At 71.2% G+C, this 23,958-nt stretch carries 24 protein-coding genes; 17 read left to right on the top strand and 7 right to left on the bottom strand.

The annotated features are described in order from the left end of the window. Positions 1 to 199 precede the first annotated feature (199 nt). The 4 genes from ACODT5_RS03985 (at position 200) to ACODT5_RS03970 (ending at position 2,702) form a co-directional block, all read left to right on the top strand. Positions 200 to 1,360: a sensor histidine kinase gene (locus tag ACODT5_RS03985; protein WP_422517791.1), complete on the top strand. Its 1,161-nt coding sequence runs from the start codon at positions 200 to 202 to the stop codon at positions 1,358 to 1,360. Next, positions 1,357 to 2,064, top strand: coding sequence for a response regulator (locus tag ACODT5_RS03980; protein ID WP_422517790.1), 708 nt, complete (start codon positions 1,357 to 1,359; stop codon positions 2,062 to 2,064). Before ACODT5_RS03985 ends, ACODT5_RS03980 begins: the two co-directional genes overlap by 4 nt. Before the next feature lie 160 nt (positions 2,065 to 2,224). Beyond that, positions 2,225 to 2,455, top strand: a complete 231-nt coding sequence (locus tag ACODT5_RS03975; RefSeq protein WP_422517789.1) for a hypothetical protein — start codon at positions 2,225 to 2,227, stop codon at positions 2,453 to 2,455. Continuing rightward, positions 2,445 to 2,702 (top strand): hypothetical protein, encoded by a 258-nt coding sequence (locus ACODT5_RS03970; RefSeq protein WP_422517788.1) that lies wholly within the window; start codon positions 2,445 to 2,447, stop codon positions 2,700 to 2,702. The genes ACODT5_RS03975 and ACODT5_RS03970 overlap by 11 nt, the downstream gene beginning before the upstream one ends. A gap of 158 nt (positions 2,703 to 2,860) precedes the next feature. Here the strand turns inward: ACODT5_RS03970 and ACODT5_RS03965 are convergent, their stop codons facing one another. Then, positions 2,861 to 4,036 carry a hypothetical protein gene (locus tag ACODT5_RS03965; protein ID WP_422517787.1) on the bottom strand — a complete coding sequence of 392 codons (1,176 nt, stop codon included), beginning with the start codon at positions 4,034 to 4,036 and terminating at the stop codon, positions 2,861 to 2,863. A gap of 428 nt (positions 4,037 to 4,464) precedes the next feature. Between ACODT5_RS03965 and ACODT5_RS03960 the strand changes: the two genes are divergently transcribed. From ACODT5_RS03960 to ACODT5_RS03940, 5 genes are all read left to right on the top strand, one after another. Next, positions 4,465 to 5,037 carry a snapalysin family zinc-dependent metalloprotease gene (locus ACODT5_RS03960; RefSeq protein ID WP_422517786.1) on the top strand — a complete coding sequence of 191 codons (573 nt, stop codon included), beginning with the start codon at positions 4,465 to 4,467 and terminating at the stop codon, positions 5,035 to 5,037. A 229-nt stretch (positions 5,038 to 5,266) separates the two neighbouring features. Further along, positions 5,267 to 5,842, top strand: coding sequence for an effector-associated constant component EACC1 (locus ACODT5_RS03955; RefSeq protein ID WP_422517785.1), 576 nt, complete (start codon positions 5,267 to 5,269; stop codon positions 5,840 to 5,842). Further along, entirely contained in the window at positions 5,839 to 10,503 is a 4,665-nt protein-coding gene (locus tag ACODT5_RS03950) for a caspase, EACC1-associated type (RefSeq protein WP_422517784.1), read from the top strand. The genes ACODT5_RS03955 and ACODT5_RS03950 overlap by 4 nt, the downstream gene beginning before the upstream one ends. A gap of 64 nt (positions 10,504 to 10,567) precedes the next feature. Beyond that, the gene (locus ACODT5_RS03945; protein WP_422517783.1) at positions 10,568 to 11,101 is read left to right on the top strand and encodes a hypothetical protein; all 534 of its coding nucleotides are present in this window, start codon (positions 10,568 to 10,570) and stop codon (positions 11,099 to 11,101) included. Beyond that, on the top strand, positions 11,041 to 11,361 hold the full coding sequence (locus tag ACODT5_RS03940; RefSeq protein ID WP_422517782.1) for a hypothetical protein: 321 nt from the start codon (positions 11,041 to 11,043) through the stop codon (positions 11,359 to 11,361). The genes ACODT5_RS03945 and ACODT5_RS03940 overlap by 61 nt, the downstream gene beginning before the upstream one ends. 828 nt (positions 11,362 to 12,189) lie before the next feature. On the opposite strand, the gene ACODT5_RS03935 is transcribed toward ACODT5_RS03940, so the two are convergent. Both ACODT5_RS03935 and ACODT5_RS03930 read right to left on the bottom strand, forming a co-directional pair. After that, a complete protein-coding gene (locus ACODT5_RS03935; protein ID WP_422517781.1) occupies positions 12,190 to 12,675 on the bottom strand; it encodes a hypothetical protein in 486 nt (161 codons plus the stop codon). A gap of 272 nt (positions 12,676 to 12,947) precedes the next feature. Beyond that, positions 12,948 to 13,166 carry a hypothetical protein gene (locus ACODT5_RS03930; RefSeq protein ID WP_422517780.1) on the bottom strand — a complete coding sequence of 73 codons (219 nt, stop codon included), beginning with the start codon at positions 13,164 to 13,166 and terminating at the stop codon, positions 12,948 to 12,950. A gap of 279 nt (positions 13,167 to 13,445) precedes the next feature. Here ACODT5_RS03930 and ACODT5_RS03925 point away from each other — a divergent pair, with 279 nt between their 5' ends. From ACODT5_RS03925 to ACODT5_RS03905, 5 genes are all read left to right on the top strand, one after another. Continuing rightward, entirely contained in the window at positions 13,446 to 13,742 is a 297-nt protein-coding gene (locus ACODT5_RS03925) for a relaxase domain-containing protein (RefSeq protein WP_422517779.1), read from the top strand. Between the two features lie 724 nt (positions 13,743 to 14,466). Next, positions 14,467 to 14,646, top strand: coding sequence for a hypothetical protein (locus ACODT5_RS03920; protein ID WP_422517778.1), 180 nt, complete (start codon positions 14,467 to 14,469; stop codon positions 14,644 to 14,646). Between the two features lie 1,000 nt (positions 14,647 to 15,646). Then, positions 15,647 to 16,165, top strand: a complete 519-nt coding sequence (locus tag ACODT5_RS03915; protein WP_422517777.1) for a hypothetical protein — start codon at positions 15,647 to 15,649, stop codon at positions 16,163 to 16,165. 6 nt (positions 16,166 to 16,171) lie between these two features. After that, the gene (locus ACODT5_RS03910; protein WP_422517776.1) at positions 16,172 to 16,309 is read left to right on the top strand and encodes a hypothetical protein; all 138 of its coding nucleotides are present in this window, start codon (positions 16,172 to 16,174) and stop codon (positions 16,307 to 16,309) included. A gap of 41 nt (positions 16,310 to 16,350) precedes the next feature. Continuing rightward, positions 16,351 to 16,824 (top strand): hypothetical protein, encoded by a 474-nt coding sequence (locus tag ACODT5_RS03905; protein WP_422517775.1) that lies wholly within the window; start codon positions 16,351 to 16,353, stop codon positions 16,822 to 16,824. A gap of 640 nt (positions 16,825 to 17,464) precedes the next feature. Here ACODT5_RS03905 and ACODT5_RS03900 read toward each other — a convergent pair. Next, on the bottom strand, positions 17,465 to 18,049 hold the full coding sequence (locus ACODT5_RS03900) for a hypothetical protein (protein WP_422517774.1): 585 nt from the start codon (positions 18,047 to 18,049) through the stop codon (positions 17,465 to 17,467). A 161-nt stretch (positions 18,050 to 18,210) separates the two neighbouring features. Beyond that, on the bottom strand, positions 18,211 to 18,354 hold the full coding sequence (locus ACODT5_RS03895) for a hypothetical protein (RefSeq protein ID WP_422517773.1): 144 nt from the start codon (positions 18,352 to 18,354) through the stop codon (positions 18,211 to 18,213). Between the two features lie 364 nt (positions 18,355 to 18,718). Here ACODT5_RS03895 and ACODT5_RS03890 point away from each other — a divergent pair, with 364 nt between their 5' ends. Then, positions 18,719 to 19,318 carry a hypothetical protein gene (locus ACODT5_RS03890; protein ID WP_422517772.1) on the top strand — a complete coding sequence of 200 codons (600 nt, stop codon included), beginning with the start codon at positions 18,719 to 18,721 and terminating at the stop codon, positions 19,316 to 19,318. Positions 19,319 to 19,642: 324 nt separating this feature from the next. On the opposite strand, the gene ACODT5_RS03885 is transcribed toward ACODT5_RS03890, so the two are convergent. Both ACODT5_RS03885 and ACODT5_RS03880 read right to left on the bottom strand, forming a co-directional pair. Continuing rightward, positions 19,643 to 19,807: a hypothetical protein gene (locus ACODT5_RS03885; RefSeq protein WP_422517771.1), complete on the bottom strand. Its 165-nt coding sequence runs from the start codon at positions 19,805 to 19,807 to the stop codon at positions 19,643 to 19,645. A gap of 752 nt (positions 19,808 to 20,559) precedes the next feature. Further along, positions 20,560 to 21,645 (bottom strand): DUF5937 family protein, encoded by a 1,086-nt coding sequence (locus tag ACODT5_RS03880; protein WP_422517770.1) that lies wholly within the window; start codon positions 21,643 to 21,645, stop codon positions 20,560 to 20,562. A gap of 99 nt (positions 21,646 to 21,744) precedes the next feature. Between ACODT5_RS03880 and ACODT5_RS03875 the strand changes: the two genes are divergently transcribed. Further along, entirely contained in the window at positions 21,745 to 23,055 is a 1,311-nt protein-coding gene (locus ACODT5_RS03875; protein WP_422517769.1) for an MFS transporter, read from the top strand. A 124-nt stretch (positions 23,056 to 23,179) separates the two neighbouring features. Next, entirely contained in the window at positions 23,180 to 23,800 is a 621-nt protein-coding gene (locus ACODT5_RS03870) for a hypothetical protein (RefSeq protein ID WP_422517768.1), read from the top strand. Positions 23,801 to 23,958 lie beyond the last annotated feature (158 nt).

Below are 23,958 nucleotides of genomic sequence, written 5' to 3'. Positions count from 1 at the left end.
CGGGGGCACCCGGCGGACCTCGGTAGGGGTGGCCGTCCGGGGCCGCGTACCCCACAGGGACGATGCGCACCCCGCGGTCCCCGGCTAACGTGCGGGCAACAGGGCAACAGGGCAACAGGGCAACAGGGCAACAGGGCAACAGGGCAACAGGGGACAGCCGGCTTCCGGAGTCCGCCCCGGCTGGAAGGACCTGGCAGCGATGCGCCGACCCGCGAACCACCTGAGCACGTGGTGGCCGCCCCGTACGCGGCGGATACCGACGGGCCGGCCGCTGATCGCCCGCCCAGCCGCCGCGGACCTCGTACTCGCCGCGGCCTTCTTCGCCGTCATGCTCGTCGAACAATTGGGGCCGGCAGCACGGGCGGACACGGGCACGACGCGCGCCGTCATGTTCGCCGTGGCGGTCGCCGGACCGCTGGCCTGCCGCAGGACCGCGCCGCTGGCCTCGTACCTGGTCGGCACCGCGGCCCTGTCCGTCGAAGCGCTGTGGGGTCTGGAGAACCCGCTCTCCCCGTACGCGAACCTGATCGGCCTGTACTCCCTCGGCCTGCACGCGAGCCGCACCCGGGCCTGGGCAGGTCCGTTCGCCGCGTTCCTCGGAATGATCGCCTACTTCACCGGCCAGCAGGAACGCGACGTCTGGTCCGTGGTGCCGGCCGGGGTGCTCTTCCTGTGGCTCCTCGTCTGGGCCATCGGCTTCGGCGCCGCGCGGCGCCTGGAGGAACGCGACGCGACCCAGCTCCGGCTTCGCGAGGAGGTGATCGCGGGGGAGCGCGCCCGGATGGCGCGCGAGCTGCACGACCTCGTCGGCCACACCGTCAATGTGATGCTGATTCAGGCCGGCGCCACCCGGCGACTGCTCGACCGCGACCCGGAGCGCGCCCGCGAGGTGCTCGGGCAGCTGGAGGACTCCGGCCGCGAGGCACTGGAGGAACTCGACCGGGTCCTGGGCCTGTTGCGCCGCACCGCGCCGGCCGGCTCCCAGCCGAAGCTCGGCGACCTGAGCCGTCTCACGGATCGCATGGCGCAGGCCGGGATCAGGGTGGCGGCGCAGGTGGATCCGGGCCGGGACGAACTCCCCAGCAGCATCGACATGTCGGCGTACCGGATCGTGCAGGAGGCGCTCACCAACACGGTCAAGCACGCCCGCGCCGGATCCGCCGACGTGACCGTCCGCCGGGTGGGGGACCGCCTCGACATCGAGGTCAGCGACGACGGCCAGGGCGCAGGCAGCGGCTACGAGCCCGGACGAGGTCTGCTCGGCATCGCCGAACGCGTGTCGATCCTGGGCGGCAGGCTCGAGCACGGGCAGGGCGAGCAGGGCGGGTTCCGCCTGCACGTCTCGCTCCCGGTCCGATGACCTGGCACGCCGTCGGACCGGCCGACGACGAGCGCCGGATCAAGATCGTGGTGGCCGACGACGACGCCCTGCTCCGGGCCGGCCTCGAACTGATCCTCGGCACCGAGGACGGCCTGGAGGTGTCCGGGCGGGCAGCGGACGGCATCCAGGCCGTCCGCCTGTGCCACGAACTCGTTCCCGACGTCATCCTGATGGACGTACGGATGCCCGGCATCGACGGGGTCGAGGCGACCCGGCGGATCGTGGCCGCCGGTCTGCCGACCCGGGTGCTGGTCCTGACGACGTTCCACCACGATGAATACGTATGGAGTGCGATCCGGGCCGGCGCGAGCGGTTTCCTCCTCAAACGCGCTTCCCCCGAACGCCTCATCGACGCCGTACGGACCGTCGCGGCCGGTCAGGCCGTGCTGGACCCGGCCGTCACCCGCGACATCCTGACCCGGCTCGCGGCCCAGCCCGCACCCGCGCGCCCAGGAAACCTGCGGGCACCGGCCGATGCCCGCCTGGAGCGACTCACCACCCGTGAACGAGAAGTGCTGCGGCAGGTCGCCCAGGGCCTGTCCAACACGGAAATCGCCGAGCTGCTCTCCCTCGCAGAATCCACCGTCAAGACGCACGTGAAGAGGATCCTGTCCAAGCTCGACGCCCGCGACCGAGCTCAAGCGGTGGCGATCTCGTACCAGAGCGGCCTGATGCCGACCTGAGGGCATCCGTCACCGCCTGGACATTGCCGGCGGCGGGCACACGCATACCGCCACGGTGGACGTCGAGGTTCCCTCACATGGTTTGCCCGTAGCGGACGCCCAGGCCCCACAGCGGCGATATCGTGGGGGAACACGCCAGATGACAGCCCAGGAGCCCCGGATGAGCGAGCAGCCGGCCACCGAGCCCGACCGCCAGCCCCTCGACGAGCGCGCTGCCGCATCCGTACTCGCGTACGCGGCGGACCAGCGCGCGAAAGTCGACGTCCTCGCCTCCGTGCTGGAGGACATCGCCGCGCACGGCTACCCCTCGCCCGAGACCGGAGTGCCTTGGGAGACTGCCCGTGACGCCCACCTCGACCGCCTCGCCGATGAGCAGCCCCGTGTCGCCTGAGCACGCCGCTCGACGCTCGCGCGTCGTCATGGTGGAGCCCGCGCTCACCCAGCTCGCCAAGCTCACCGCCAACGAGACGCACCGCCTGGACCGGGCGATCGTCGCCATCAGCGTCAACCCGGAGCTCGGCACCGAGGTTCCCGACACCCTGCTGCGCGACTACGCGGACGAGATCGACGCGGTCCGGGTCATCTACTTCGTCACAGCCCTTCGGACCATCACGATCGTGGCGTACATCGAAGCCTGAACACCGCAGCTGAGCCCCGGAACCCGGTCGGATCCGGGGGCGGCCCGCAGGCTGGAGGCGGGGGAGTCCCTACCGCTGACCGCCCGGGGATCCTGCGCGGATCCCGGCTCCGCCGAAGAACCGGGTCTTCGGGCTCGGTGTACCCGCGCTGGGTGGACCTACTTGGTGCAGCCAGTGGCAGCGGGGTTCGAGGGATCGCAGTTGCCGGGGTTGTTGTTCGCGATGGTGGTGTGGTTCAGGGTGACGGTTCCACCCTCGTTGTGGAGGCCGGCGGGAGCGTGGGCCGCGGTGTTGCCTGTGACACGGGAGTCGGTGAGCGTTGCGTCGCCCTGGTTGTGAAGGCCGCCGCCGGTTCCTTGGGTGACCGCGTTCCGGTCGATGAAGGTGTTGCGGGTGTTGAGCGTTCCAAAGTTGTAGATGCCGCCACCGGAGAAGCTCGCAGTGTTGCCACGGATGGTGGTGAGCATGTTGATGGTGAGCGTGCCGAAGTTGGCGATGCCCCCGCCGGTTCTGGCGTCGTTGCCGCGGATCTGGCTGTCGGAGACGGTCGCGGAGGAGCTGTTGTTGTGGATGGCGCCGCCCAGGCCCTTTGCTTCATTGCCGGTGAGGATGCTCGAGGTCAGGGTGAAGGGGGCGGAGGCGGTGGTGTGAGCGATGGCTCCGCCGTTACCACCGCTGACGGGGCCGGTGGAGTTGCTGGTGAAGACACTGAGGTCTACGCGTGTGGTGCCGCTGCTCACGATGGCACCGCCGTGGCCGGCTTCGGTGCTGTTGCCCTTGAAGTAGGAACCTACGACGCGGAGGGTTCCATTGCTGTTGTTGATGGCGCCGCCTCCGTTGCCGGCGGTGTTGCCGGTGAGGCGGGTGTTGGTAAGGGAAGCAACGGTGCCGAATCCCAGCTGGATGGCCCCGCCCTGGGCGCCTCCTCCGGCCTTGGCGTTGGTGAGGGCAAGGTCTCGGAGAGTCAGGTTCCCGCCGGTGGTAGGGGGGAGGCTGAAGAAGCGGAATTCGCTGTCGGTGTTCTCGTCGCGGGTGATGGTGGCGTTGCGTCCGTTGATGGTGATGAGGCTGGTGATCTGGGGGAGCGCCGCATGCCCGGGGCCGGCGATCTGCTCCGTGTAGGTATAGGTGCAGTCGCGGGCGAGGTTGAGGGTGTCGGAGGTGGTGGGGGTGCTGTTGGCGGTGTTGATGGCCTGGATGAGGGCGGCGGGGGAGCAGCTGACGTTGATGGTGGCGGCGTGAGCGGGGGTGGCGACCAGGCCGGCGAAAGTGAGAGCGAACGCAGGCGCGGAGAGCAAGGTTGCGGCCTGGCGGGGGCGACGCAGTGGCCTCATTGTCTGACTCCTTTTTCGGGGCAGGCGCCGGGGGTGATTCGATCATTGTTTACATCAGATCAACATCGACCCTTTTCGGGACACACCGGGCGTACGTTGTGGGTTGCTTCGGCCTGCCCTCCGCCCTCACCCCGTGCTCGGGCCTGCTGCCGCCAGAGGTGTGCGAGTAGCGGATCCGCCCGCTGATCGCCGAGCGCGGCCGTGAGAGCCGCCTGGATGGTGGCGCCCGCTGACCGGGCGTCGGCTGGAGTGCCTGCCGGAATTGGCTGGCAGGTGCATGACGGATTGAGGGAGCGCGGGGCTACCTTCTTAGGGCTCCGGAGGGGCGGCTGTCCGAATGTGCGGACACAGGCGGGCGGTGACGGCGTCTCCAGTGCCCCGGCTCCGCCGAGGGGCCGGGTACCCCCCACGCATGAAGGAAGACGACCATGTCTCTGGGCACCTGGCTGAAAGTCGGCACCTCCGCCGCCGCAATGGTTCTCGCGGTGGCAACCGCCGCGACCGCGGCACCCGCGCCCGTACCGGACGCCTCCGCAGCGGTAGTGACGCTCCGTTACGATGACAGCAGGGCCGGCGGCTGGGAAGCGGCCATCACGGCCGGGGTCGCTTCCTGGAACGCGAACGTCAGTAACGTTCGGCTGGTGGAGGCCGCGCCCGGGGTACGGGCCGAGATCGTCATCGTGGCCACCACCGGCTGGCCGCAGGCCACCCTCGGTCCGGTCCGCCCTGGGCGACAGGTACGAGTCGAACTCGGCGCGCAGGCTGTGAGCCAGGGGTACGACAAGACGCGCATCGCTGCGCACGAGCTGGGCCACAGCCTGGGCCTCCCCGACACCAAGCCGGGGCCCTGCTCCCAGCTGATGTCGGGGTCCAGCGCCGGGACGGCCTGCACCAACGCCGTGCCCAACGCGACGGAGCGGTCCCGCGTGCAGACCGCGTACGCGAACGGGCTCGCGGCCATCGTGCCGACCGACGGACGGGTGCTCATCGACGCCCCCTGACCGGCGGATCGGCGGATCGACGGGTGGGCCGGTGCGGAGCCCTGGCCCGGGACGGGACTCCCGGAGGGTGGCCGCGCCGGCCTACTGCCGCGCTCTGGTCTGCGTCGGACCGTTCGCCGTGAGCGGGGGCGGGGGCGGGTTGCTTCGGCCGAAAGTGGGCGCTACCGAGAGACGATCTTCAGTACAGTGAGGGGCAGTTGGCCTTCGTACTGCTCCAGGCGGGAGAACCATGCAGATCGCCATATCGGCGCGGGACGACGGCGGTCGGGCCGGAACGGACGATCTCAGGGGCTGGCTCGGGAAGCAGCGGGAGCTGCGCGGGCGCGTGCAGCGCGGGGCCGTTGAGTCGCCGGCGCCCGGGACGATGGGGACAGCCACGGAGTTCGTCACTGTGCTGCTGGAGCCGGGCGGCGTCGTCACCGTGCTGGTGGCTGCGGTGGTCACCTGGGTGCAGAACCGCAGCGGCAGCCAGACCGTGACCATCGTGCGGCCCGACGGCACCGAGGTGACCGTGACGTCCGACCGGGTCAGGGGCCTCAACGCCCAACAGGCCGGCGCACTCGCCCAGGAGATCGCGGGGCAGCTCGGCGTCCCGATGCAGCGCCGGGAGCCGGCCGAACACGCCGAGCGTGAGGCTCAGGCCGAGCCGGGCGCCGCCCCGCCAGAACCCGGGGCGGTGGACGGAACCGCCCGGACACCCGGCGACGGACGGGAAGAACCCGGGCCTGACACCGACCCGGACCCTGACCCCAACACCGACCCCAACCCCGACCCCGAGCCAGGGGTTGACGGCCGCCGTCCGTGACCGCTCCGCCGCGCCGTACCAGCGACCTCGCAGGCCCCGGCGTCCGCGCCGTGATCGTCGGCACGAGCGTCCACGGCGACTGGTCCGGGCTCCCCGACCTGCCCAGCGTCGAAGCGTCCGCCCGCGACCTTGCCCGCGACCTCCACGAGATCTGCGGCATGGACCCCTCGCAGATCGAGCTGCTCCTCGACCCCGCCGACGGCGCCACCGTCGTCGAGGCCGTCGAGCAGGCCGTCGCCGACACCCGCGGCCTGGTCCTCTTCGCCTTCATCGGCCACGGGCTGCTGGGCCCGCAGGACCAGCTGTACCTCGCCACCGCCACCAGCTCCGCGCAGGGCATCGCGCGCTCCATCCCGTACCAGGTCATCAGGGACACGCTCGGCAACAGCGCCGCCCGCGTCGTCGTCCTGCTCGACTGCTGCTTCTCGGGCATGGCGCAGGCCACCTCCCGGGGGTCCGTCCGCGGCCCCTACGTCACCGCACGGCCGGACGGCAGTTTCCTGCTGACTTCCGCCTCGAACTACGCCGTCTCCTTCGCCCCCGAGGGTGAGCGCCACACGCTCTTCACCGGGAAACTGCTCGACCTCCTCCGCGAGGGAGATCCCTCCGCACCCGCCTGGCTCACCCTGGACGGCGTGTACGCCCACCTCGACCGCCAGTTCCAGGGCGTGCCCGTACTCCCTCACCGGCAGAGCGAGGACCGGGCGGGCGAACTGGTCGTCGCCGCCAACAGGGCCTACGCCGCCGCCTCCGTACCGCCGCCCGGGCCCGCGCACCCCGCCGACGGTACGGCCTGCCCCTACCCCGGCATGGAACCCTTCCGGGCCGAGGACCGCGAGCGCTTCTTCGGCCGCGAGGCGCTCGCCCGCGATCTGATCGACGAAGTCGTACGGCCCGCACAGCCGGCGGGCTCGCCGGAGACGGCGCACCCCGCGCCGGTCGTCCTCGTCGGCGCCTCCGGCGTCGGCAAGTCCTCCATCCTGCGGGCGGGCCTGCTCGCCGGCCTCGAACGCCGCTACGAGTCGGACCCCGCCACGCCCTGGCCCGCACTCCTGCTCGCGTCCCCCGGACCGCACCCGCTGCGCGCCCTCGCCGACCTGTGGTCCAGGGCCTCCGGCACACCGAGGGCGGAGATCGAGCGGGAACTCAACGACGGCCGCCTGCCCGGCGACGGGGCCTGCCGGGTGCTGGTCGTGGACCAGTTCGAGGAGGTCTTCACCGCCTGCAAGGACACCGACGAGCGCGCCCGGTTCATCCGCGCCCTGTGCCGCGGCGCGACCGCCGCCACGGACGGCGACAGCCCCCGCGTCGTCCTCGGCCTGCGAGCCGACCACTACGGCAGCTGCCTCGCACACCCCGACCTCCGTCCCGCCCTCACAAGGCAGTGGAACGTCTGGCCCATGGACGAGGACGCCCTCCGAGCCGCCATCGAGCACCCGGCCCGCGACGCCGGACTCCGCCTGGAGACCGGACTCGTCGACCTCCTCCTCCGCGATACCCGCGAGGGCGGCGGCCGAGACCACGGCTCGGCGCTGCCGTTCCTCGCCCATGCCCTGCGCGAGACCTGGATACGACGCAGCGGTGCGACCCTCACCCTCTCCGGATACGCGGCGACCGGCGGGATCTGGGAATCCGTGGCCCGTACGGCCGAGGAGATCTACGAGGGCTTCGACGAGCCGGGCCGCGAAGCAGTCCGCGAACTGGTCCTCGCCATGGTCACCCTCACCGGCAGCGGCGACGAGGCCGTCCGCCGCCGCATCGGCCTCGACGAACTGCTCGAGGACCGCTCCGGGGCCCGGCGGCGCACGGTCACCGGCGTCCGCGACCGGCTCGCCCGGGCCCGCCTCATCACCGTCGACCGGACCACGGCCCAGATCTCCCACGAAGCGCTCCTGCGTGCCTGGCCCCGGCTCCGGCGCTGGATCGAAGAGGACCGGGCCGGGCTGGTGACCCGCCAGCAGCTGACCGACGCCGCGGACGCCTGGAACCGCGCCGGGCGTTCCCCCGAGTACTGCTACCGCGGTACGCGCCTGGTGGCGGCCGACGACTGGCTGGGCGAGCAGCGGCACGCACGTCTGGTACGCCCCCTCGACCGGGACTTCATCGCCGCGAGCCACGCCCTCGACCAGTCCGAACGGCAGCGTGAGCGGCGCCAGTTGGAGGAGGAGAAGCATCGCACGCGCGAGCTCCGGGAAGCGCTGGAACGGGAGCAGGAGCAAGCGGAGAACCTCCGCCGGGCGGGGTTGCGCCTGCAGCGCCAGACGCGCCGGCTGAGGCAGTTTGCCGGGGTGATCGGCGGGATACTGTGCCTGGCCCTGGTCGCCGGGGGAGTCGCGCTCCAACAGCGCTCGAACGCCCGGGTCAAGGGTGAGCAGGCGCAGAACCGCCAGCTCCAGGCAGCCGCCCGCGCGGGCATGGGCGCCGATCCGCGCGAGGCCCTGCTGCTCGCGGTCGCCGCCCACCGCGAAGCCCCGTCGTCGCAGACCCGCGACACACTGATGGACGTACTGAGCGGAACGCAGTACGCGGGCTCCCTCGACGCCGGGAGCTGGGTCACATCGATGGCGTACAGCGACGACGGCCGGACCCTGGCCGTGGGCCGGTCCGACGGGGTCGTGGGCCTGTGGGACGCGTCACGGGCCGGCGGGGAGCCTCGCAAGCTCGCCGAGGTCGTCGCGAAGGAGCCGGGCTTCCTCGGGACGGCCGCGCTCTGGATCGGCGACGGCACGTCCCTGCTGCTCACCGGGGCGGACGACGAGAGGTCCGTGGGCGCGTTCTCGCTCGCCGCCGACCGCGGGCGCCCGCAGCCCCGGGGCAGGCACGCGCTGCCGATGGAGGGGTTCGTGGAGCAGGCGGAGTTCAGCCCCGACGGCCGGCTGCTGATGACGTCCTCCTTCTACGAGACGAGGCTTTGGTCGGTGGACCCGGGAAGCGGCGCCGTCCGCGCCCGCGCAACCATCCCGCGGCGCGAGAGCGACGTCCGGGCCGCCGCCTTCGGTCCGGGCGGGGCCCTTCTCGCGCTGGCCTGGCAGGACGGCACAGTGGAACTGTGGGACGTCGGGAACCCCGACCGGCCGCGCAGCCTTGGCACGCTCGAGGGCACCGGCGGCCCGGCCCGCGCCATGGCCGTCAGCTCGGACGGGAACACCCTCGCCGTCGGCTCCGGCGACGCCCAGGTCCGCCTGTGGGACGTCTCCGCGGCAGCCGGCCGAGGCCTTGCCGCCGCGGACCGCCGCCCCACCGCCGTGGTCAGCGGCCACGGCGGCCCCGTCGAAGCCGTCGCACTCAGCCGGGACGGCCGCCACCTCGCCCTCGGCAGCACCGACCACTCGGCGACGGTATGGGACGTCTCCGGGGCCGGCCCGGTCCGTTCGGCTGTCCTGTCCGGTCACGCCAACACCGTCACGGCCCTGGCATTCACGCCCGACGGCCGTACGCTCGCCACCGCCGACCACGACGGAGACGTACGGTTCTGGTCGCTGACGGACAGGCTGCTCCCCACCATCGCGGCACGGCCGTTCACCCTTCCCACTTCGGACTACAACCCGTGGTTCGGATCGGTGGTCCCCCATGCCCTGTCCCCCGACGGGCGCCTGCTGGCCGTGGCCACCGCCGACGATCAGGCCGGTCTGATTCCGCTGACGGGGCCGTCCGCGGGCCGCCGGGCGGGCGCGGTCCGCCTGGATGCGGGTGGGGAGTTCCGGTACACGGCGATGTGGTTCTCGACCGACGGGGGCCGGCTGGCAGCCGAAGGCCCGGCGGGCGTCCTGACGGTGTGGGACGTAAGGGACCCGGCCCGCCCGAAGCAGGAGTTCCGGTTCCAGGCGGGCGCGGCGGGCGACACGTACGACCTGAAGGTCTCCATCCGGGACGGCCTCATGGCGATCGGCTCCGCAGCCGGTGCCACCCTGTGGGACCTCTCCCGGCCCGGCCGGCCGGAGCAGCTCGGCCTCGACAAACGGGAGCGGAAGCACGTCCCGGAAGTCCTGCTCGCCCCCGACGACCCCCTCCTGGCCGTCGACGGGGCACTGTACGACGTCGGCGACCCCCGCAAGCCCGTCCGGCTGTCCGCCATGCCCTCCGCCGACGGCAGCCGTCCCTACCTGACGCCGCGCGCGTTCTCCCCCGACGGCACCCGACTGGTGGCGACGGAATTCGGTGGGAGCGGAGGCTTCCTCTACGACGTCTCCGACCCGGCCCGGCCCCGGTTCCGGAGCCACCTCCGCCAGGGCAGCGAGACGGGGCCGTACGCGTTCAGCGCGGACGGCCGACTGCTCACGGGAGCCGGCTCCGGCACCCGGCTCCTGGCCTGGGACGTGACGGACCCCACCGCTCCGCACCCCGTAGCGACCCTCACCCTGGACGACGAGGCGCACTCCCTCGCCGTCTCCGCCGACGGCGCCACACTGACCACCTACAACCACCCCGGTCAGGCCGTCCGCTGGAACATCGCCCAGCTCGGCGCCACCCTGCAGGACCCGGTAGCCCGCGCCTGCCGCCTCGCCGCGGCCAACCCCACGCGCGCCGAATGGGAACGGATGGCCCCCGGCGTCCCCTTCCGCCGCGTCTGCCCCACCCTCACCCCCGCCCCCTCTCCACCGCCCACGGGCGCCATACCGGCCTTCCCTGTCCCCCAGACTCCGCTCCCTGCGGGGAACTGAGAACAGCCCGGCCTCCGCCCAGCCATGGGCCCGTCCTTCTTCCCTCGTCGCAGGCGAGCAGCCGATGACGGGGTTCAGCAGGGCCAAGTTCACGCACTGGGCGGGCCGGCCAGACGCCTGCGGCACCCGCGAAGTCGTCCCGAAACGCTCCGGACAGGCCGTGAAGCGCGCTGGCGAATGCAAGGCGGTCGAGGGTACGTGGACCTCGGTCTACGACGGGATCACGGCCACCGACGCCGGGAAGCTCACCATCGACCACATGATCCCCATCGCGAACGCCTGGTCACCCTGTGCACAGCTCGTGGACTGCCGAGCACCGCAAGGAGTTCGCGAACGACCTGACCCACCCCAGCTCCTCGCGGTGTCGGCGGCGACGAACCGGGAAAAGGCTGACCAGGGCCCCGACGACTGGCAGCCCCCGGCCAAAACGTACGGGTGCACCTGTCCGACGCCGTGGACGAACGTGAAAAACACCCACCACCTGACCGCCACCCAGACGGAGAAGACCAAGCTCACCGAGATGCTGGAGACCTGCCGATGGCCACCCAACCCCACCCCGACCACCACGCCGGCCGGGAAGGAGCAGGGGTCGCGCTGACCGCCCACGTGAAGGCGGGGCCCGGCGGTGCGATGACGGACGAGGCCGGCGTCATCACCGGCGACGTCACCCTGACCACCACCCCCGGCCCCCACGACACCGTCCACGTCCGCATCCAGTACACCGGGGCGGAGGAGTGGTACACCCTCACCGGCAGCCCGGCCCCCCTCCCACCGGGCGGCCTCGCCACCTTCCACGAACGTACCGTCCAAGCCGTCCAAGCAGGCGGCGGAGCCGAAGTCCCCGACACCATTTCGTGAACTGTCCGTTACAGCTGACCGTGATTCTGGGCTTGTGGAGAAGGACGAGAAATACTCGCGCGGTCGCTTCAACAGGTGTCGCCGGGGCACCCGAGGCCCCAGGGCCGAACCAGTGGGAGTAAGAGGCGGTCAGGCGGCAGCCGTATGCGTGACTCGCGATCGGAGTCCTGAGTAGACCCCACTGGGTCCCGGCCTTCTCGCACGAGCAGAACGCGCTTGCGGCGGGGGCGAGAACGCGCAGGCAGCGGTGGTGCCGGGAGACGCTTCGCTCGGCGGCCTCACTGAGGTTGGGCCACAGGTACACCACCGGTCGGCGACCTGGACCGCCTGCGGTGCACCAACGGTGGCACCCTCGATGAAGAACCGAGCCCGGTCCCGACACATCCGGAGGGGTCGCCCACTACCGGCGCCGCCGGGCAGGAGGGGACAGCCACATGAAAGCCCTGCGGCACCTGTCCAACCGAATGCTCGGCCAGTGATCGCCGAGGGATCGGCCCATGACAGGCTGCTGTCCCTCTTGAGCACGGAGGGGGAGCCATGGCAGAAGTCGGTGGATGGATCTGGGAGCGCAACCTGCGGTCGTTCCTGGAGCTGCTGTCTCACTACGTGGGCTACGAGTTCGATTCCACCGACTGGGAGACGGTGGCCCTGGCGGTCGAGGTGACCGACGACGAGCGGCCCGACGGCTGGTACTCGTATCCCTTGACCGGTGAGCATCGACAGGTCGTCGGCCCGGGCGGGCCGCCCGCACTTCCACCGACACGGCCGTCGAGGATGCGCGGCGGGCTCAGCTCCGGCCCTTCTCTGCCCACCAGGGTGAGCACTGCACTACTGCTCCTCGGTGGCCCGGCCTTCGCCGGCCATGAACCGCCAGACCAGAGCGTGGCCCAGCGCGATCAGACCGATCAGCATCAGCGCCTCGGCCTGGATGGGTCGCAGCCCTGCCGGGTCGGCGAGTTCGGGGACAGCGCCGACCACGGCGATCAGGGCGTAGAGCAGGGTGGCGGCGGCCTGCTGCCAGGTCAGGAAGCGGTCGCCACGCGCTCGGGCCAGCAGCCGCAGGGTGGACGCGCAGCCGATCACCGCGAGGACGACGAAGGCCGCGCGCCAGACCTGCGGCTGGTCCGTGCCGCCGACTTGGGCAAACAGGCCCATCAGGGCGGGAAGCAGGAAGGACAGGTAGATCCCGCCGACGACGCGCCGCTGGGCCGGGTCGCGCATCCAGTCGTGGTGGCTCTGGACGACGTTCCACCACAGGCCCACCAGGGTGAAGCAGGTGGCGGAGAAGAGGGCGTAAAAGGTGCTCACATCCATGGACGACGAGCCTGGCATCTTTCGAGCCCGCACCCACCACCCCACGCCCATGGCCCGCCCCCCCTTCCCGGTTTGGGCTTGGGCTTGGACAGGTTTCTCTTGGTCGGTGGGTGCGCAGGATTCTGTGAGGCCCCCGGCACGGAGCATCGGGGCCGCGACGGGGGCCGCCGCACCATCTGATCGACACGCAGGTGTGCTTGAGCAGCACCCTTTCGAAGAGGCCGGACTCAGTGGAGAGTCCGGCCTCTCTCCGTCTGGGGGGTCCGTACGCGTCATCGCAGGGGCGCGTCTACGGGGAGGCCGAAGTGCCGGCGGGCGACGGCGGCGGGATCGGCCCACTTGGTGCCTCTCAGGCGGCGCACTTCGTCCGTGGCCTGCTTCGACCAGCGCTTGTTCCAGGCCTCCAGTTCGTGGTCCTCCGGGTCGTTGATGCTCGAATGGACCCGGGGGCCGTCCAGCTCGACGAGCCACGGGCCCGACTCGCCGGACATCCCCTTCACCACAGTCCCGATCTCCGTCTCATTGCCTTCCAGACGCGCCATGCCGATGCCCGGTTGCACCTGTCCGATCCGAGTGAAGGCCGCTGGCCTGTGCGGCCGGTGCAAGGCCGACTGACCTATGCAAGGTCAGTCGGCACGGGACAGTGGTGACCGAATCGGTGAGTTGCTGGTGTGTGGGGCAGGGGCCGGAGAGCGATGACACTCGCTTCCGGCCCCGGGGCCGCTTCCCGTCTGGCGGGCGCAGCTCAGGGTTCGTGTGGCGTGGTCTCCATGATGGATATCGCGATCATTCGAGCCGGTCAGATGTACCGCTACTGCCTGCGTCAGGTCGTCGTCGGTGACGGCCGCCGGCCGGCCCGTACTTCCCTCCGTGAGGCTCAGGAGGAGGCGGGTGTCCCGGCCGGGCGATGGATGGGCCGGGGACTTGCCGTCCTCGGGCTGGCAGCGGGGGAGGAGGTCACCGAGCAGCAGCTGCGGAACCTGTTCGGCGAGCGGGGGCGGCACCCGTACGCGGACCAGATCGAGGCCAAGAGCTCGTCGCGGGGACGTTCCCGAAGGCGGCGGTGAGGGCTGGTGCTCTCGGACGCCGGGTGACGGTCACTGGGTTCGATCTCGTGTTCCGGCCTCAGCAAGGGCGGCATCTACAAGGTCCGGCCGCCTGGTGGTTTGGTCGCGGCTTGATCGCCAAGCTGGAGCGCTACGACGCCCACCGCAGCGCACCAGTCTCAGGCCGGGGGAACGCCGCCCTGTGCGCGTTGTCGAAGTCGCAGTGAGCACGGCGGGCCCGCCGCCCTTCACCCCGGGGCCGGGCCGCCGGCCACAGGGTACGCACTGCGGTGGCGGCTGGGGTTGGGCGCCCCCACGCCGATGACGAGCAGCTGCTGTTGCCAAGGCGGCTGTACGGCCGCGATCACGACGGCCCCGCCCCTGGTCCACTGCCGCGCCAGACGTACGCCATCCTCGTCGGCGGCCGCTTGACGGACTGTGTTCTCCGACAGCATGGGCCAGCGGCCGGATGACGTCGACGGAGGCGTCGCCCGTCCACCGGGCTGCCACGGTGGCCCGGCTGCTGCACGCTGCACGATCCGCGCCCCGACGAGCCGCGCCCGGTGGGCGAACCATGAGCCATATCCAGCATCCAGGCCTTGGCGGTGCCTGGACAGAGGTGGCCCGGCGGTGGAACCTGCCGGTCCGGTCAACGTCGAGAGCGCCGCCACAGCCACGACCACCGTTGCGTGCGCTACCGCGGCCGTGCTACCGCGAGGTTGCTGCGGGTGATGAGGGTGTCGGGGTGGTCCGGGCCGAGGTGGCGGGCTTCGCCGTCGAGAACGCACTGACGCAGCAGGTGCTGTTCTGCAGCATCCCCCGAGTCCTGGAGAGTGTCGGCGAGGTCGTCAAGCAGGTCGCGGGTGGTGGTGAAGTCGGTTGTGGGCGTGCGGTGGAGGAGGGGTGGGAGGTGTGGGCGGCTTGACTCCGAAGATCCCCGACGCCTCGGCGACTACCGCCTGCTGTGGCGGCTCGCCTCCGGCGGCATGGGCCGGATCCATCGGGCGCGCCCGGCGGCGGGGGGCCCGCTCGTCGCGGTCAAGACTCTGCTCGCCCAAGGCCCCGTGGAGCGCCTCGACCGGGAGCGACGTCAAACCGCAGAACATCCTGCTGCCGCTGACCGGCCCGCTCCGGATCGACTTCGGCATCTCGCACGCCGTGGACCGCACGCGTACGTCGCTCACTCTGGGCACCGTCGCCTTCACCTTTCCGGAGCAGGCTTGCGGGGAGGCGCCGACCGAGGCAACGGACGTCTTCTCCTGGGAGCCACCCTGTACCACCCCGCCGTGGGGCGCCCGCCGTACCGGGAGGCGGAGTCCTCAATGGTGCTGCTGGCCCATGTCCAGGGGGAAAGCTGGACTTGACGCGCCTGCCCACAGCCCTGGCCCCGTTGATCGAGCCGTGCCTGGCGTTCGAGCCGCGCCGGCGTCCCGAGCTCGCCACCGTCCTGGCGACCACCGTTTCCGTGCCCCGGCGCGGGCGGCGCTGGCTGCCGGTGGAATGGGCGGCGACGATCACGGCGTACGAGGCCCACGGGCGCGCCCTCGACGGGGACCGCACCGCGACCGGATCCGCGGCGGGTGGAGCCGTCACCAAGCCCGCGCCGCCTCCCGTCTGCCCGCACACGGAAGGCGGTGCAAGGCCGAGATCGAAGGCGGCTTCCACGCGGCGTGGATCCGAGAAGGAGCCGGAGCACAGCTCGGATGAGGGGCCGGCCGAGGCGTCGCGGCCGGTGCCGCAGCTCCGGCGGGCGCGCGTCAGGAGACTGGACGGCCGCATCGGGCCTGGCGGTGCTGGGTCCGTGGTGCCCGGGGCTGTCTGTGGGGTGTGCAGTGGCGTTTCGCCGGTGAACTGGTCTGCCCGGACGGGTGAATCCGTCTTCGCAGGCCTGCCACTGACGGTGTTGCAGCAGATACAACCGGCCCATGACGATCAAGAAGTGGGCTGCGGCTGCGGCCGTCGCAGCCCTCACGCTGTCCCTGCCCGTCACCATCGCACAGGCCACTGAGACGAGGACTGCGGCCGGGCCGCACATCGTGCCGACCGGTGTCGTGGTGTCCGCGCCCCGGCCTGCCGCAGGTCCCGCCCCGGACGACGACGCTGAGCTGCTGGTCCTGTCGAACGAGGAGTACGCCAGGCGCTTCGGGGACCAGACCGCGCGGACGGCCGGTGTGCCAGTGCCTGCCGGTCCGCTCGCACCCGCCGCCACTGTGCTCCAGGATCCCCAGCAGCCTTGGCACAAGGTCAACTGGTCCGTCCGCGACCGGGACGGAAGCAGCATTCCGACCCGACACGGCACCACGGACTTCGGCTGGCTCCATACCTCCTCCAGCCACAACATGCGCAGCGAGAAGGCCATCGACGCCGCGTTCCACGGCAACGCCGACAAGGTCACAGGTAATCGAGCGGAGTACTGGGCAGTGGTCGTCACCAACAACGGCTAGGTCCGCATGAGCACGGTCTCCGTCGCCGAGCGCGGCAATCGCGGCCCGATCGGGGCCCCGACCCCGGACGGCCGTTCCATCGGCACGATCACCGCCTACTGCCGTGGCCAGACTCTTTGCCCCGGCTGGATCAACAACCTGTGAGCGCCGGCACCGGAACCACGCCGATGGGGAAGGGTGCAGGCATGGACGCCCACTTCCCGCACGCACTGCTGACGCTGCGCAGATTCATCGGCGTACCCCTGCCCGCCACAGACTGGCGCATCCGTGCCATGCTGCGCCAGGACCCGGACCGGATCCGGGTCCGCCTTGCCGACTCGGCGGGACGGAGTGTCACGGTGGACCTGCCCACCCGTTACGGGCGGGAGCACGGCACCTGGTGGTACGCAGGAGCCCTGCGCCACACCGCCGCCTGGCTGACCCCGGACACGATCCCCCCGACGGGCGAGGACGGACTCCCGTACGTCGACGTAGCCACCCTCGTCGGCACGGTCGTATCCGAGACGGCCGAGATCACCATGGACGACGGCATCGACTACCTGATCGCCGACCTGGCGGCGACCCGCTGTGGCAGGGCGCCCAGCCCTCGATCGACTCCGCCCTCTACGTTCTGGCGGGCTTCGACCACCACCACTCCGACACCGTCCGCGTCTATCTAGACCACGACGGCCGCACCATCGGCATCGACCTCGCGGTTCGCTCCCGAACAGGGGCACCCCGTACCGTCGGTTGGTGGGCTGCCACCAAACTCGCCGCCCTCCTGCGCCCGGAGGATACCGCCACCCTGGCCGCCCACCGGGTCCACGCCGTGAGGGACCCCCTGTCCGACGCCGTGTACGACCTCACCACGTGGGCCTGATGAACGGCTCGTCACCGCCGCCGTCAGCCAGGTCCGGGAGCGTCCAGCGCAGCCTGTCGCCGCAGCTCACCTCCGTTCCCTGACTGGACCGCTCTGGGTGCAGGGGGAGGGGAGGGTTGCGGCTGGCGGGTACAGAAATGGGGACGGCTCTTGCCGGCCGTCGGGAGACTCCGGTCGACGTGTGCGTGCTGCTTCCCAACCCCGATGGGCGGGTGCTGTTGATGGAGGGGTTGAACACGGGCGTGGCCGATAGGTGGCCTACGGTCCCGGCCAGGCAGCTGGAGGCGGGTGAGTCGCCTCCTTCCGGTGCCGTTTGCCCGGCGGAGGCCCGCTCCCGTTCCACCACCACGCCTCCCGCAGCGGCACCCGGACAGCCGGCCCGGCCGGAAGCCACCATCCTGTGCTTGCTGACCGTCTGTCGGTCTTTCCGTCCGTCCGGCTCACCGGGTCAGGCGGGACCCGAGTACGGGCAGCAGCCGGTCCGTCAGTACGCGGTGAGCTGGTTCGGAGGACAGCCACAACAGTTTGTGGCGGGTGCCGTCCGTCATCGTCACGGCAACGCCGGACGTGGTGAGACCGCGGTGCAGACTGGCGTGCGCGATGCCGTCCAAGGGGATGACCTTGTTGGTGCGGTGCCCGTTTAGGACGGCCGCCGGGTCGTAGCCGATCACACTGGTGGCGGTGTGTTCCCGTACCCGTACGCCGGGGCTGATGGAGTTCACGACGGTGTCGACGAATCCGCCGCGAATGCGGACCAGGGAGTCCGGCAGCAGCCACAACTCGCCGTGGAACCAGTCGAGCCAGCCCGTGGTGCAGCTGGCGGCAAGCAAGTGGGCATGCCGCACTTTCAGGCCGCGAGCGCGCTGGACGGCGTTGCCCAGCAGCGCGTCCCATGCTTCGACGGAGTGGACACGCACGCGCTCATCCACCCACCCGAGGGGTGCGTGGTACGCCAGACCAGCCGTCCCGTCGGGCTGCAGCTCGACGTACAGGACCACGCCCCAGTCCGGTCCTGTGATCCGCACGGCAAGGCCGTCGGGGGCCGTGACCGGCTCGTGCTCGGCCGGTGCATGTGAACCCGTTTGATGCCGCCACAGGACGGGAGATACGGACAAGCCCTCTGCGAGCCACCGCTCCCTGTGGAGGTCCAGTCGTGCGCCGGCCAGATGCAGGTCTATTCGCTGTTTCATCCCCACGGCGTCGTCTCGTCGACAGGAACCACGAGGCAGACGCCGTCGGCCGCAACGGCGATCGCGAAGTCGAAGTGCTGGATGACCACCGCCCACCCCGCGTTCTCGTTGTCAGTAGCGTTCGCCCCCGAAAGAACCATGGCCAAACGGTACCTGTCCGTCATTGCAATCCCGGCCGCCCCCTTCCTCGTTGTGCGATGTGCCGCTTCCGTCTCAGTAGCGTGCTGTCAGCGACATGCCGGAGGGTTTTGCTGTCGGTACACCCGGCTGGCTGGGGCGAGTGCTCCGAGTCGCGATGCATGCCGCCGCCCGCGTCTTCGAGGCCCGCTGGGGCTTGACGCCGATGTCGCCCGGGGACCGGGATCGCGCGCCGGGCCCCGGAGCCCGCTGACACCCCTCAGCGCGAACTTCCGCGCTTTCCCCACCCCGCCAGACATGGGTACGGGATCGTCGTCCTCAGAAACGGGCGCACGCCCAGACCGCAGGTGTGGGAAGGGCGTGGGGGTGGAAGACGAGACCTGGACGCCGGACGAGTTCGGGGCGTCGCATCAGGGCCGGGTGGGTGTGCTCCTGGCTGACGGGAGCGTTCCGAAGCCGGTGTGCTTCGACGGCTCCTCCGCCGATGGACACGATGTCGCGCACTGGAGCGTCTATGACGGTGGCACCTGGCCGGAGCGCCCCCGCGCCGCCGTGTTGCGCGCCGAGTGCGTCTGCGGCTGGACGGGCGAGCATCACACCGTGAACTGGGCCGGGTTCGGCGATGTTCCGTTCCGCCGGGCCGGCTCCGGGGGCGCGGACCGGTGCATGGACGCCTGGGACGGGCACATCGCCGATGTCGCCCGCCGCACCATCCCGCTCCCACCCGAGCTGAAGGCCCTGTTGGAGTCGGTCAGTGCCGCGATCGAGGCCCCGGCCGGCGACGCGCCGGCCGCTGCGGTGAAGGCGGCCCGCCAGTTGGAGATCATCGCCCAGCGGACCGGGTACTGGCCCGCGAACCAGGCCCGCGCCCAGGAACCGGAACAAGTCGCGACGGCGCTCGGGCTGAACGTGGATCAGACGCGTTCGCTGCTGGCCCGCTTCGGACGCTGGAACCCCTACCACTGACCCGCGCCACCGCGCGTTATGGCGGCCCGCCCGGGCCGACGTGCGAAGGAGGACCGGGCGAGCTCCACATTCCAGCCTGCCAGCACACCGGGTACGGACACGGCGGCCACGCTGCGCGTGGCGGGCAGGCTGGCTCGTGCGGTCTACAGGGCCCCTCGCCCGCTGCCACCCCCTCGACGGTAACCAGGGCGCCCCGATCGTTCCAGCACATCGCAAGGCCCGACGCGAGTACGAGAACCGAGTCAACGCCTTCACAGGAGACACTCCGTAGCCAGCCGCCCGGCCCCCCAAATCATCCCGTGGCGGGTTTCTGGCGTATCTGGGTCACGCCCCCTTGTCGGTGGTCGCATGCGCCAGGCACAGCCCGACCGACGGCGCCGACGGCGCTTCCAGCGTCACCACCAGGCCCGCCACGCACCCGCTCGCCACGTCGATCGCCGCCGTCAGGTAGGGCCGGCCGATCGGTAGCCGGTGCTGTTCGTCGACCACGATCACATCCACCGGCACGTGTGGTCGACCTGGACCTGCTCCAGCACTTCGGTGACTGCGGGCGGCACACCCCCGGCCGACCGCAGCGGGAGGGCTGCCTCGCTTCCCTCCCGAGCGGTGGTGGAGACGACCGGGTCCAGCTGCACGTTCCGCCGCGACACCGTTCCCCTGGAGGACACCCGCAGACCACGAATCCGGCACTCACGGGCGATCTCTCTGCAGATGGCCGCCACCGGGTGGCGCTGCCTGGTCAGGTACCGGTTTCGCGGCACTTCATGAACGATCCCTCGACTTCATCCGGCGGCCGTCCGCCCCCGAGGCCGCCGCTGGAGCGGCCCGGCCGCGCACACGACTACGGTCAATTTGACGGTAGCGCAGGCGACTTCAGGCTGTCCCATGACTCCGCAGTGCCCTGCGCTTGCCGACGAAACACCAGTTCACCTGTGCACGTGGCTTCGGATATCGACACGAGGGCTGTTCCTGTTCATGCTGCGCCGCAACGTCCCCGTCGGCGAGGACCATGTGCAGGATCTGCTCACCTCATGCAGCGCCGGCTCACTGAGCGTCTGCCAGGCCTCCGCTGCGAGAGCGGGTGCGGTCCGCGCGAGCTGGCCGATCACCTACTTGCTGATCATGCGACAGCCTCCGCAGTTGCTCGGCGTCCGGCGTCCGGTGCGCCGTACGGAGGGCGGAGCGCCTCGCCCAGCCGCATCCGTACGGCGGACCGGCCGGGCAGGGTCGGGCTTGAGCGCTCAGCGCAGTACGGCCGCCAGCAGGTCGGAGCCCAGGGCCGTCAGGCCGGGCAGGTTGAGGGTGTAGCGGACGTAACGGCCGTGTCGGCGGGCCGTGAGCAGGCCCGCGCGGCGCAGGACGGCGAGGTGGCGGGAGACCTCCGGGGGTGAGAGTTCCCAGGCGTTGGCCAGTTCACCGTTGGTGTGCGGGCCGCGGGCCAGGGTGCGCAGTAGCCGCAGCCGTACCGGATGGGCGAGTGCGTCCAGTCTCAGCGTGACCGTTGCCAGCGATACGGGTTCTGATGGACCCGGCTCCGCCACTGGGTACTGCACCACCGGCTGCCATCCGGGCGCGTGGACCGCCACCAGGTGTGGGCGGCCGAAGACACTGGGGATGAAGGTGAGTCCGGCGCCGTGGGCGGTGGTCGCGTTGTCCTGCAGCTTGTCCACGATGACGCAGTCGCCGTCGGGTGCCAGGGTGACCGCGCCGGAGACCGATGCGAGTGCCGCCCCGATGCCCTGGCGCTTGAGCAGGTCGTTCTTCAGGCGCAGGTCGGTGGCGAGTTGCACGGCGACGCCCTTCCAGGCTGCGTTGAAGAAGGCCTCGGCGCACTGATCGAGGGTGTCCCGCACCCGTGCCCGTACGGCGGCCGGGTCCGCGAGCAGCCGTTCCGCGAAAGCCTCTTGGAGCGCGCCGCGGGCCTGGGCCAGGTCCAGTACCCGCTCGCGCGCTGTCGCGTCCACGAGCGGCGATGGCGCGGCGAAGTGGACCCGGTTGCTGCCGCACGTGGTGACGAGCGCAGCGGTCACGTACGTTTCGTCGTCGATGCGGTCCACACCGTCCAGCTCCTCGGCGAGGGTCGCCTGGGGCCGGGCGGGGACCAGGAAGTGGGCCCGTGAGGACCGCCAGAGGAACTCCGCCTCCCGCAACCGCTCAGCCAGCTCCGGCCGCAGCCCGGACCAGACGTTCCCGGCCCAGCCGGCGAGCTGCGGGTGATGCCCGGGTTCGGCCAGCACGTGCAGCATCGCAGTCAGCTCGGCCAGCGGGGAGGCGGCGAACCGCAGCCGCTCGGACGGCAGTCCGCTGATGTCGATCCTCAACGTCACCCCCTCATCATCACCGACCAGTTGGCGGATGACCGCGACGGTTGACGGTGTCCGTCAACCGTCGCGCCCCGCCCGGCGCCCGGACGCACCGTTGACGCCATGGCAACCACTACCACCAAGATCCGGCCCCGCGCCCTCGTCCGTGCCTCCGGAGGTCCACGCTATGCCGTCGCCCTGGCCGTTGACGCGCTCGGCACCGGCCTGCTGCGTCCCTTCCTGCTGCTCTACGGGGTGACCGTGCTGGAGCTGTCCGCGCCGGCCACCGGTATCGCCATGACGGCAGGCGTCGTCGTGGGTCTGGTGTGCATGCCCGCGGTGGGCCGATGGCTGGACCGGGGCGCACGCAGCGCGGTCGTCGCGGCGTCGATGCTGGTACGGGTGCTGGGCGTGGCGCTGTTGCTGGGCACCCCGGCGGGGCACGTCTGGCTGTTCGCGACGGCGGCGCTCTTCCTCGGCATGGGCAACCAGGCGTGGCCGGCCGCCCACGCGGCTCTCGTGGCCACGATCGCCCACGGCCGGGAACGCGACGCCGCCCTCGCGGCAGGGCGTGCCCTGCGCAACGCCGGCCTGGGCGTGGGCGCGCTCCTCGCCACCGCGTGCCTGGCGGGCGGCACCACCGCGTTGCAGGCGCTGGCGGCCGTCACCGGGCTCGCCTACCTCACGGCGGCGGCCTTGGCATGGTCGGTCCACCTGCACGCGCGCTCGGCCGCTACCCCGGCCAAGGACGCGGACGGGGACGGGGACGGGGACGGAAACGGGGACGACGGGCCCGCACCACGGATGCGCGGGCTGCTTGCCGCCAACGTGGTCTACGTCTTCTGCCTCAACGTCCCCGAAATCGCGCTCCCTCTGGTCCTGTTGACACAGTTGCACGCGTCCCCAGTGTGGTCGGCGGCCATCTTCGTGACCAACACGCTGCTGGTGGTCGCCCTGCAGGTGCCGGTCACCGTCCTGATGTCCCGGTTCTCCCGGCGGACTTCGCTGGCTCTCGCGGGGGTGGTACTCGCAGCGTCCTACCTCGGCTTCCTCGCGGCCACCTCACTGGGACACGGCTGGGGTGCCCCCGCTGTCGCCACGGTGTCCGTTGTCTGCACTATCGGTGAGATCCTCTACGCCGGCAGCGCCACCGCCCTCGTCACCGCTCTCGCCCCGGCCCCTGTCCTGGGCCGCGCCCTCGCCCGCTTCCAGCTCTCCACGGGCTTCGGCCTCGCCGTCTCCCCGGCGGCCATCACCGCTCTCGCCTCCCACGGCCCGTCCGCCCTCTGGGGCAGCCTCGCCGCTGCGACGCTCCTCTCCGCCTCCGCCGTCGCCACCGAGAAGGGCCGAGGACCACGGCTCGGCGGTTGCCCGGCCCTCGAAGGGCGGTGCTCGGCAGAGGCCGGGAAGGTGCCCACCGTTCAACTGCCATAGCGCGGCCGAGGGTCGGGTCCGCTGCCCTGTGCTCACGCTGCAGGCTCAAGAAGGAGCCCGGATCGAAGCGGCCGCGGGGACGACGAAGGGTCCTCTCTGAACAGCGGGTCGGGAACCGTCTGGCGTGATCGTGCGTGAGCTCTTGATGGACAGTCGGCTGGTGGAGGGGAGTCTGATGAAGACGCGGGCGATGGTGAGCGCGGCAGCGGTATCGGCATGCGTGGCGCTGCTGACGTGCGGGTGCGGTCCGGACGAAGCGAAGGAGAGCGCCGTCGCAAAGCCTTCGCCGCCGTCCGCGTCCACACCTGGGAACGCTCCGCCGGGCACGCCGTCCGCATCCGCCGGAACCGGACAGCCATCGGCCACCGTGAGCGCCGACCTGCCCGCGCCCAGGACGAAGGAGCGCGCGATCCAGCGGTACGAGGAGTACCTTCACGGCCTCGGTCGTGAAGACATCGGTACAGTCTGCGAGGTTGCAGGGCCAGGAGCGAAGAAGGCAGAGGACCAAGGGCTCGGTCCGTGCACGACGACGTACGCGATCGTGTTCCAGATGATTTCACCCGAGCAGAAGAAGGCCCTGAAAACCGCGACGGTCGATCCGCAGCACGTTCAGGTGCGCACGCTCGACACGATCGAGATGCCGCTCGAAGCGGTCAGGTCCTCCGCCACCTTCTCCGAGGAAGACCTCGGCAGCTACGTCCTGGAATACCTCAAGGACGACTACTACATCACCGACGGGAAGTAACTCTCCAGCCGCGGGGACCCGCCGGAGGTTCCAGGCTGCCGAAGCCGAATAGCCGGCGCCCGGCCCGGCGGGTGATCACGTCAGCAGGCTCACGGGGTGCTCGAACAGGCCGGCGAAGGCGGGCCGCGCTTGGCCTGGTCGGAGGGGCAGGCGGTGAT

It is taken from the genome of Streptomyces tatrensis (genome assembly GCF_049310065.1).
In the GTDB taxonomy this organism is placed as follows: domain Bacteria; phylum Actinomycetota; class Actinomycetes; order Streptomycetales; family Streptomycetaceae; genus Streptomyces.
Note: the sequence above shows the minus strand (reverse complement) of the source record. Positions and strands in the feature narration are given on the sequence as shown.

Excerpts from the sequence above, each read along its gene's own strand:
- ACODT5_RS03985 (WP_422517791.1), top strand. The coding sequence starts at position 200 with ATGCGCCGACCCGCGAACCACCTGAGCACGTGGTGGCCGCCCCGTACG.
- ACODT5_RS03980 (WP_422517790.1), top strand. The coding sequence starts at position 1,357 with ATGACCTGGCACGCCGTCGGACCGGCCGACGACGAGCGCCGGATCAAG.
- ACODT5_RS03975 (WP_422517789.1), top strand. The coding sequence starts at position 2,225 with ATGAGCGAGCAGCCGGCCACCGAGCCCGACCGCCAGCCCCTCGACGAG.
- ACODT5_RS03965 (WP_422517787.1), bottom strand. The coding sequence starts at position 4,036 with ATGAGGCCACTGCGTCGCCCCCGCCAGGCCGCAACCTTGCTCTCCGCG.
- ACODT5_RS03960 (WP_422517786.1), top strand. The coding sequence starts at position 4,465 with ATGTCTCTGGGCACCTGGCTGAAAGTCGGCACCTCCGCCGCCGCAATG.
- ACODT5_RS03955 (WP_422517785.1), top strand. The coding sequence starts at position 5,267 with ATGCAGATCGCCATATCGGCGCGGGACGACGGCGGTCGGGCCGGAACG.
- ACODT5_RS03945 (WP_422517783.1), top strand. The coding sequence starts at position 10,568 with ATGACGGGGTTCAGCAGGGCCAAGTTCACGCACTGGGCGGGCCGGCCA.
- ACODT5_RS03940 (WP_422517782.1), top strand. The coding sequence starts at position 11,041 with ATGGCCACCCAACCCCACCCCGACCACCACGCCGGCCGGGAAGGAGCA.
- ACODT5_RS03935 (WP_422517781.1), bottom strand. The coding sequence starts at position 12,675 with ATGGATGTGAGCACCTTTTACGCCCTCTTCTCCGCCACCTGCTTCACC.
- ACODT5_RS03930 (WP_422517780.1), bottom strand. The coding sequence starts at position 13,166 with ATGTCCGGCGAGTCGGGCCCGTGGCTCGTCGAGCTGGACGGCCCCCGG.
- ACODT5_RS03925 (WP_422517779.1), top strand. The coding sequence starts at position 13,446 with ATGATGGATATCGCGATCATTCGAGCCGGTCAGATGTACCGCTACTGC.
- ACODT5_RS03915 (WP_422517777.1), top strand. The coding sequence starts at position 15,647 with ATGACGATCAAGAAGTGGGCTGCGGCTGCGGCCGTCGCAGCCCTCACG.
- ACODT5_RS03910 (WP_422517776.1), top strand. The coding sequence starts at position 16,172 with ATGAGCACGGTCTCCGTCGCCGAGCGCGGCAATCGCGGCCCGATCGGG.
- ACODT5_RS03905 (WP_422517775.1), top strand. The coding sequence starts at position 16,351 with ATGGACGCCCACTTCCCGCACGCACTGCTGACGCTGCGCAGATTCATC.
- ACODT5_RS03895 (WP_422517773.1), bottom strand. The coding sequence starts at position 18,354 with ATGGTTCTTTCGGGGGCGAACGCTACTGACAACGAGAACGCGGGGTGG.
- ACODT5_RS03875 (WP_422517769.1), top strand. The coding sequence starts at position 21,745 with ATGGCAACCACTACCACCAAGATCCGGCCCCGCGCCCTCGTCCGTGCC.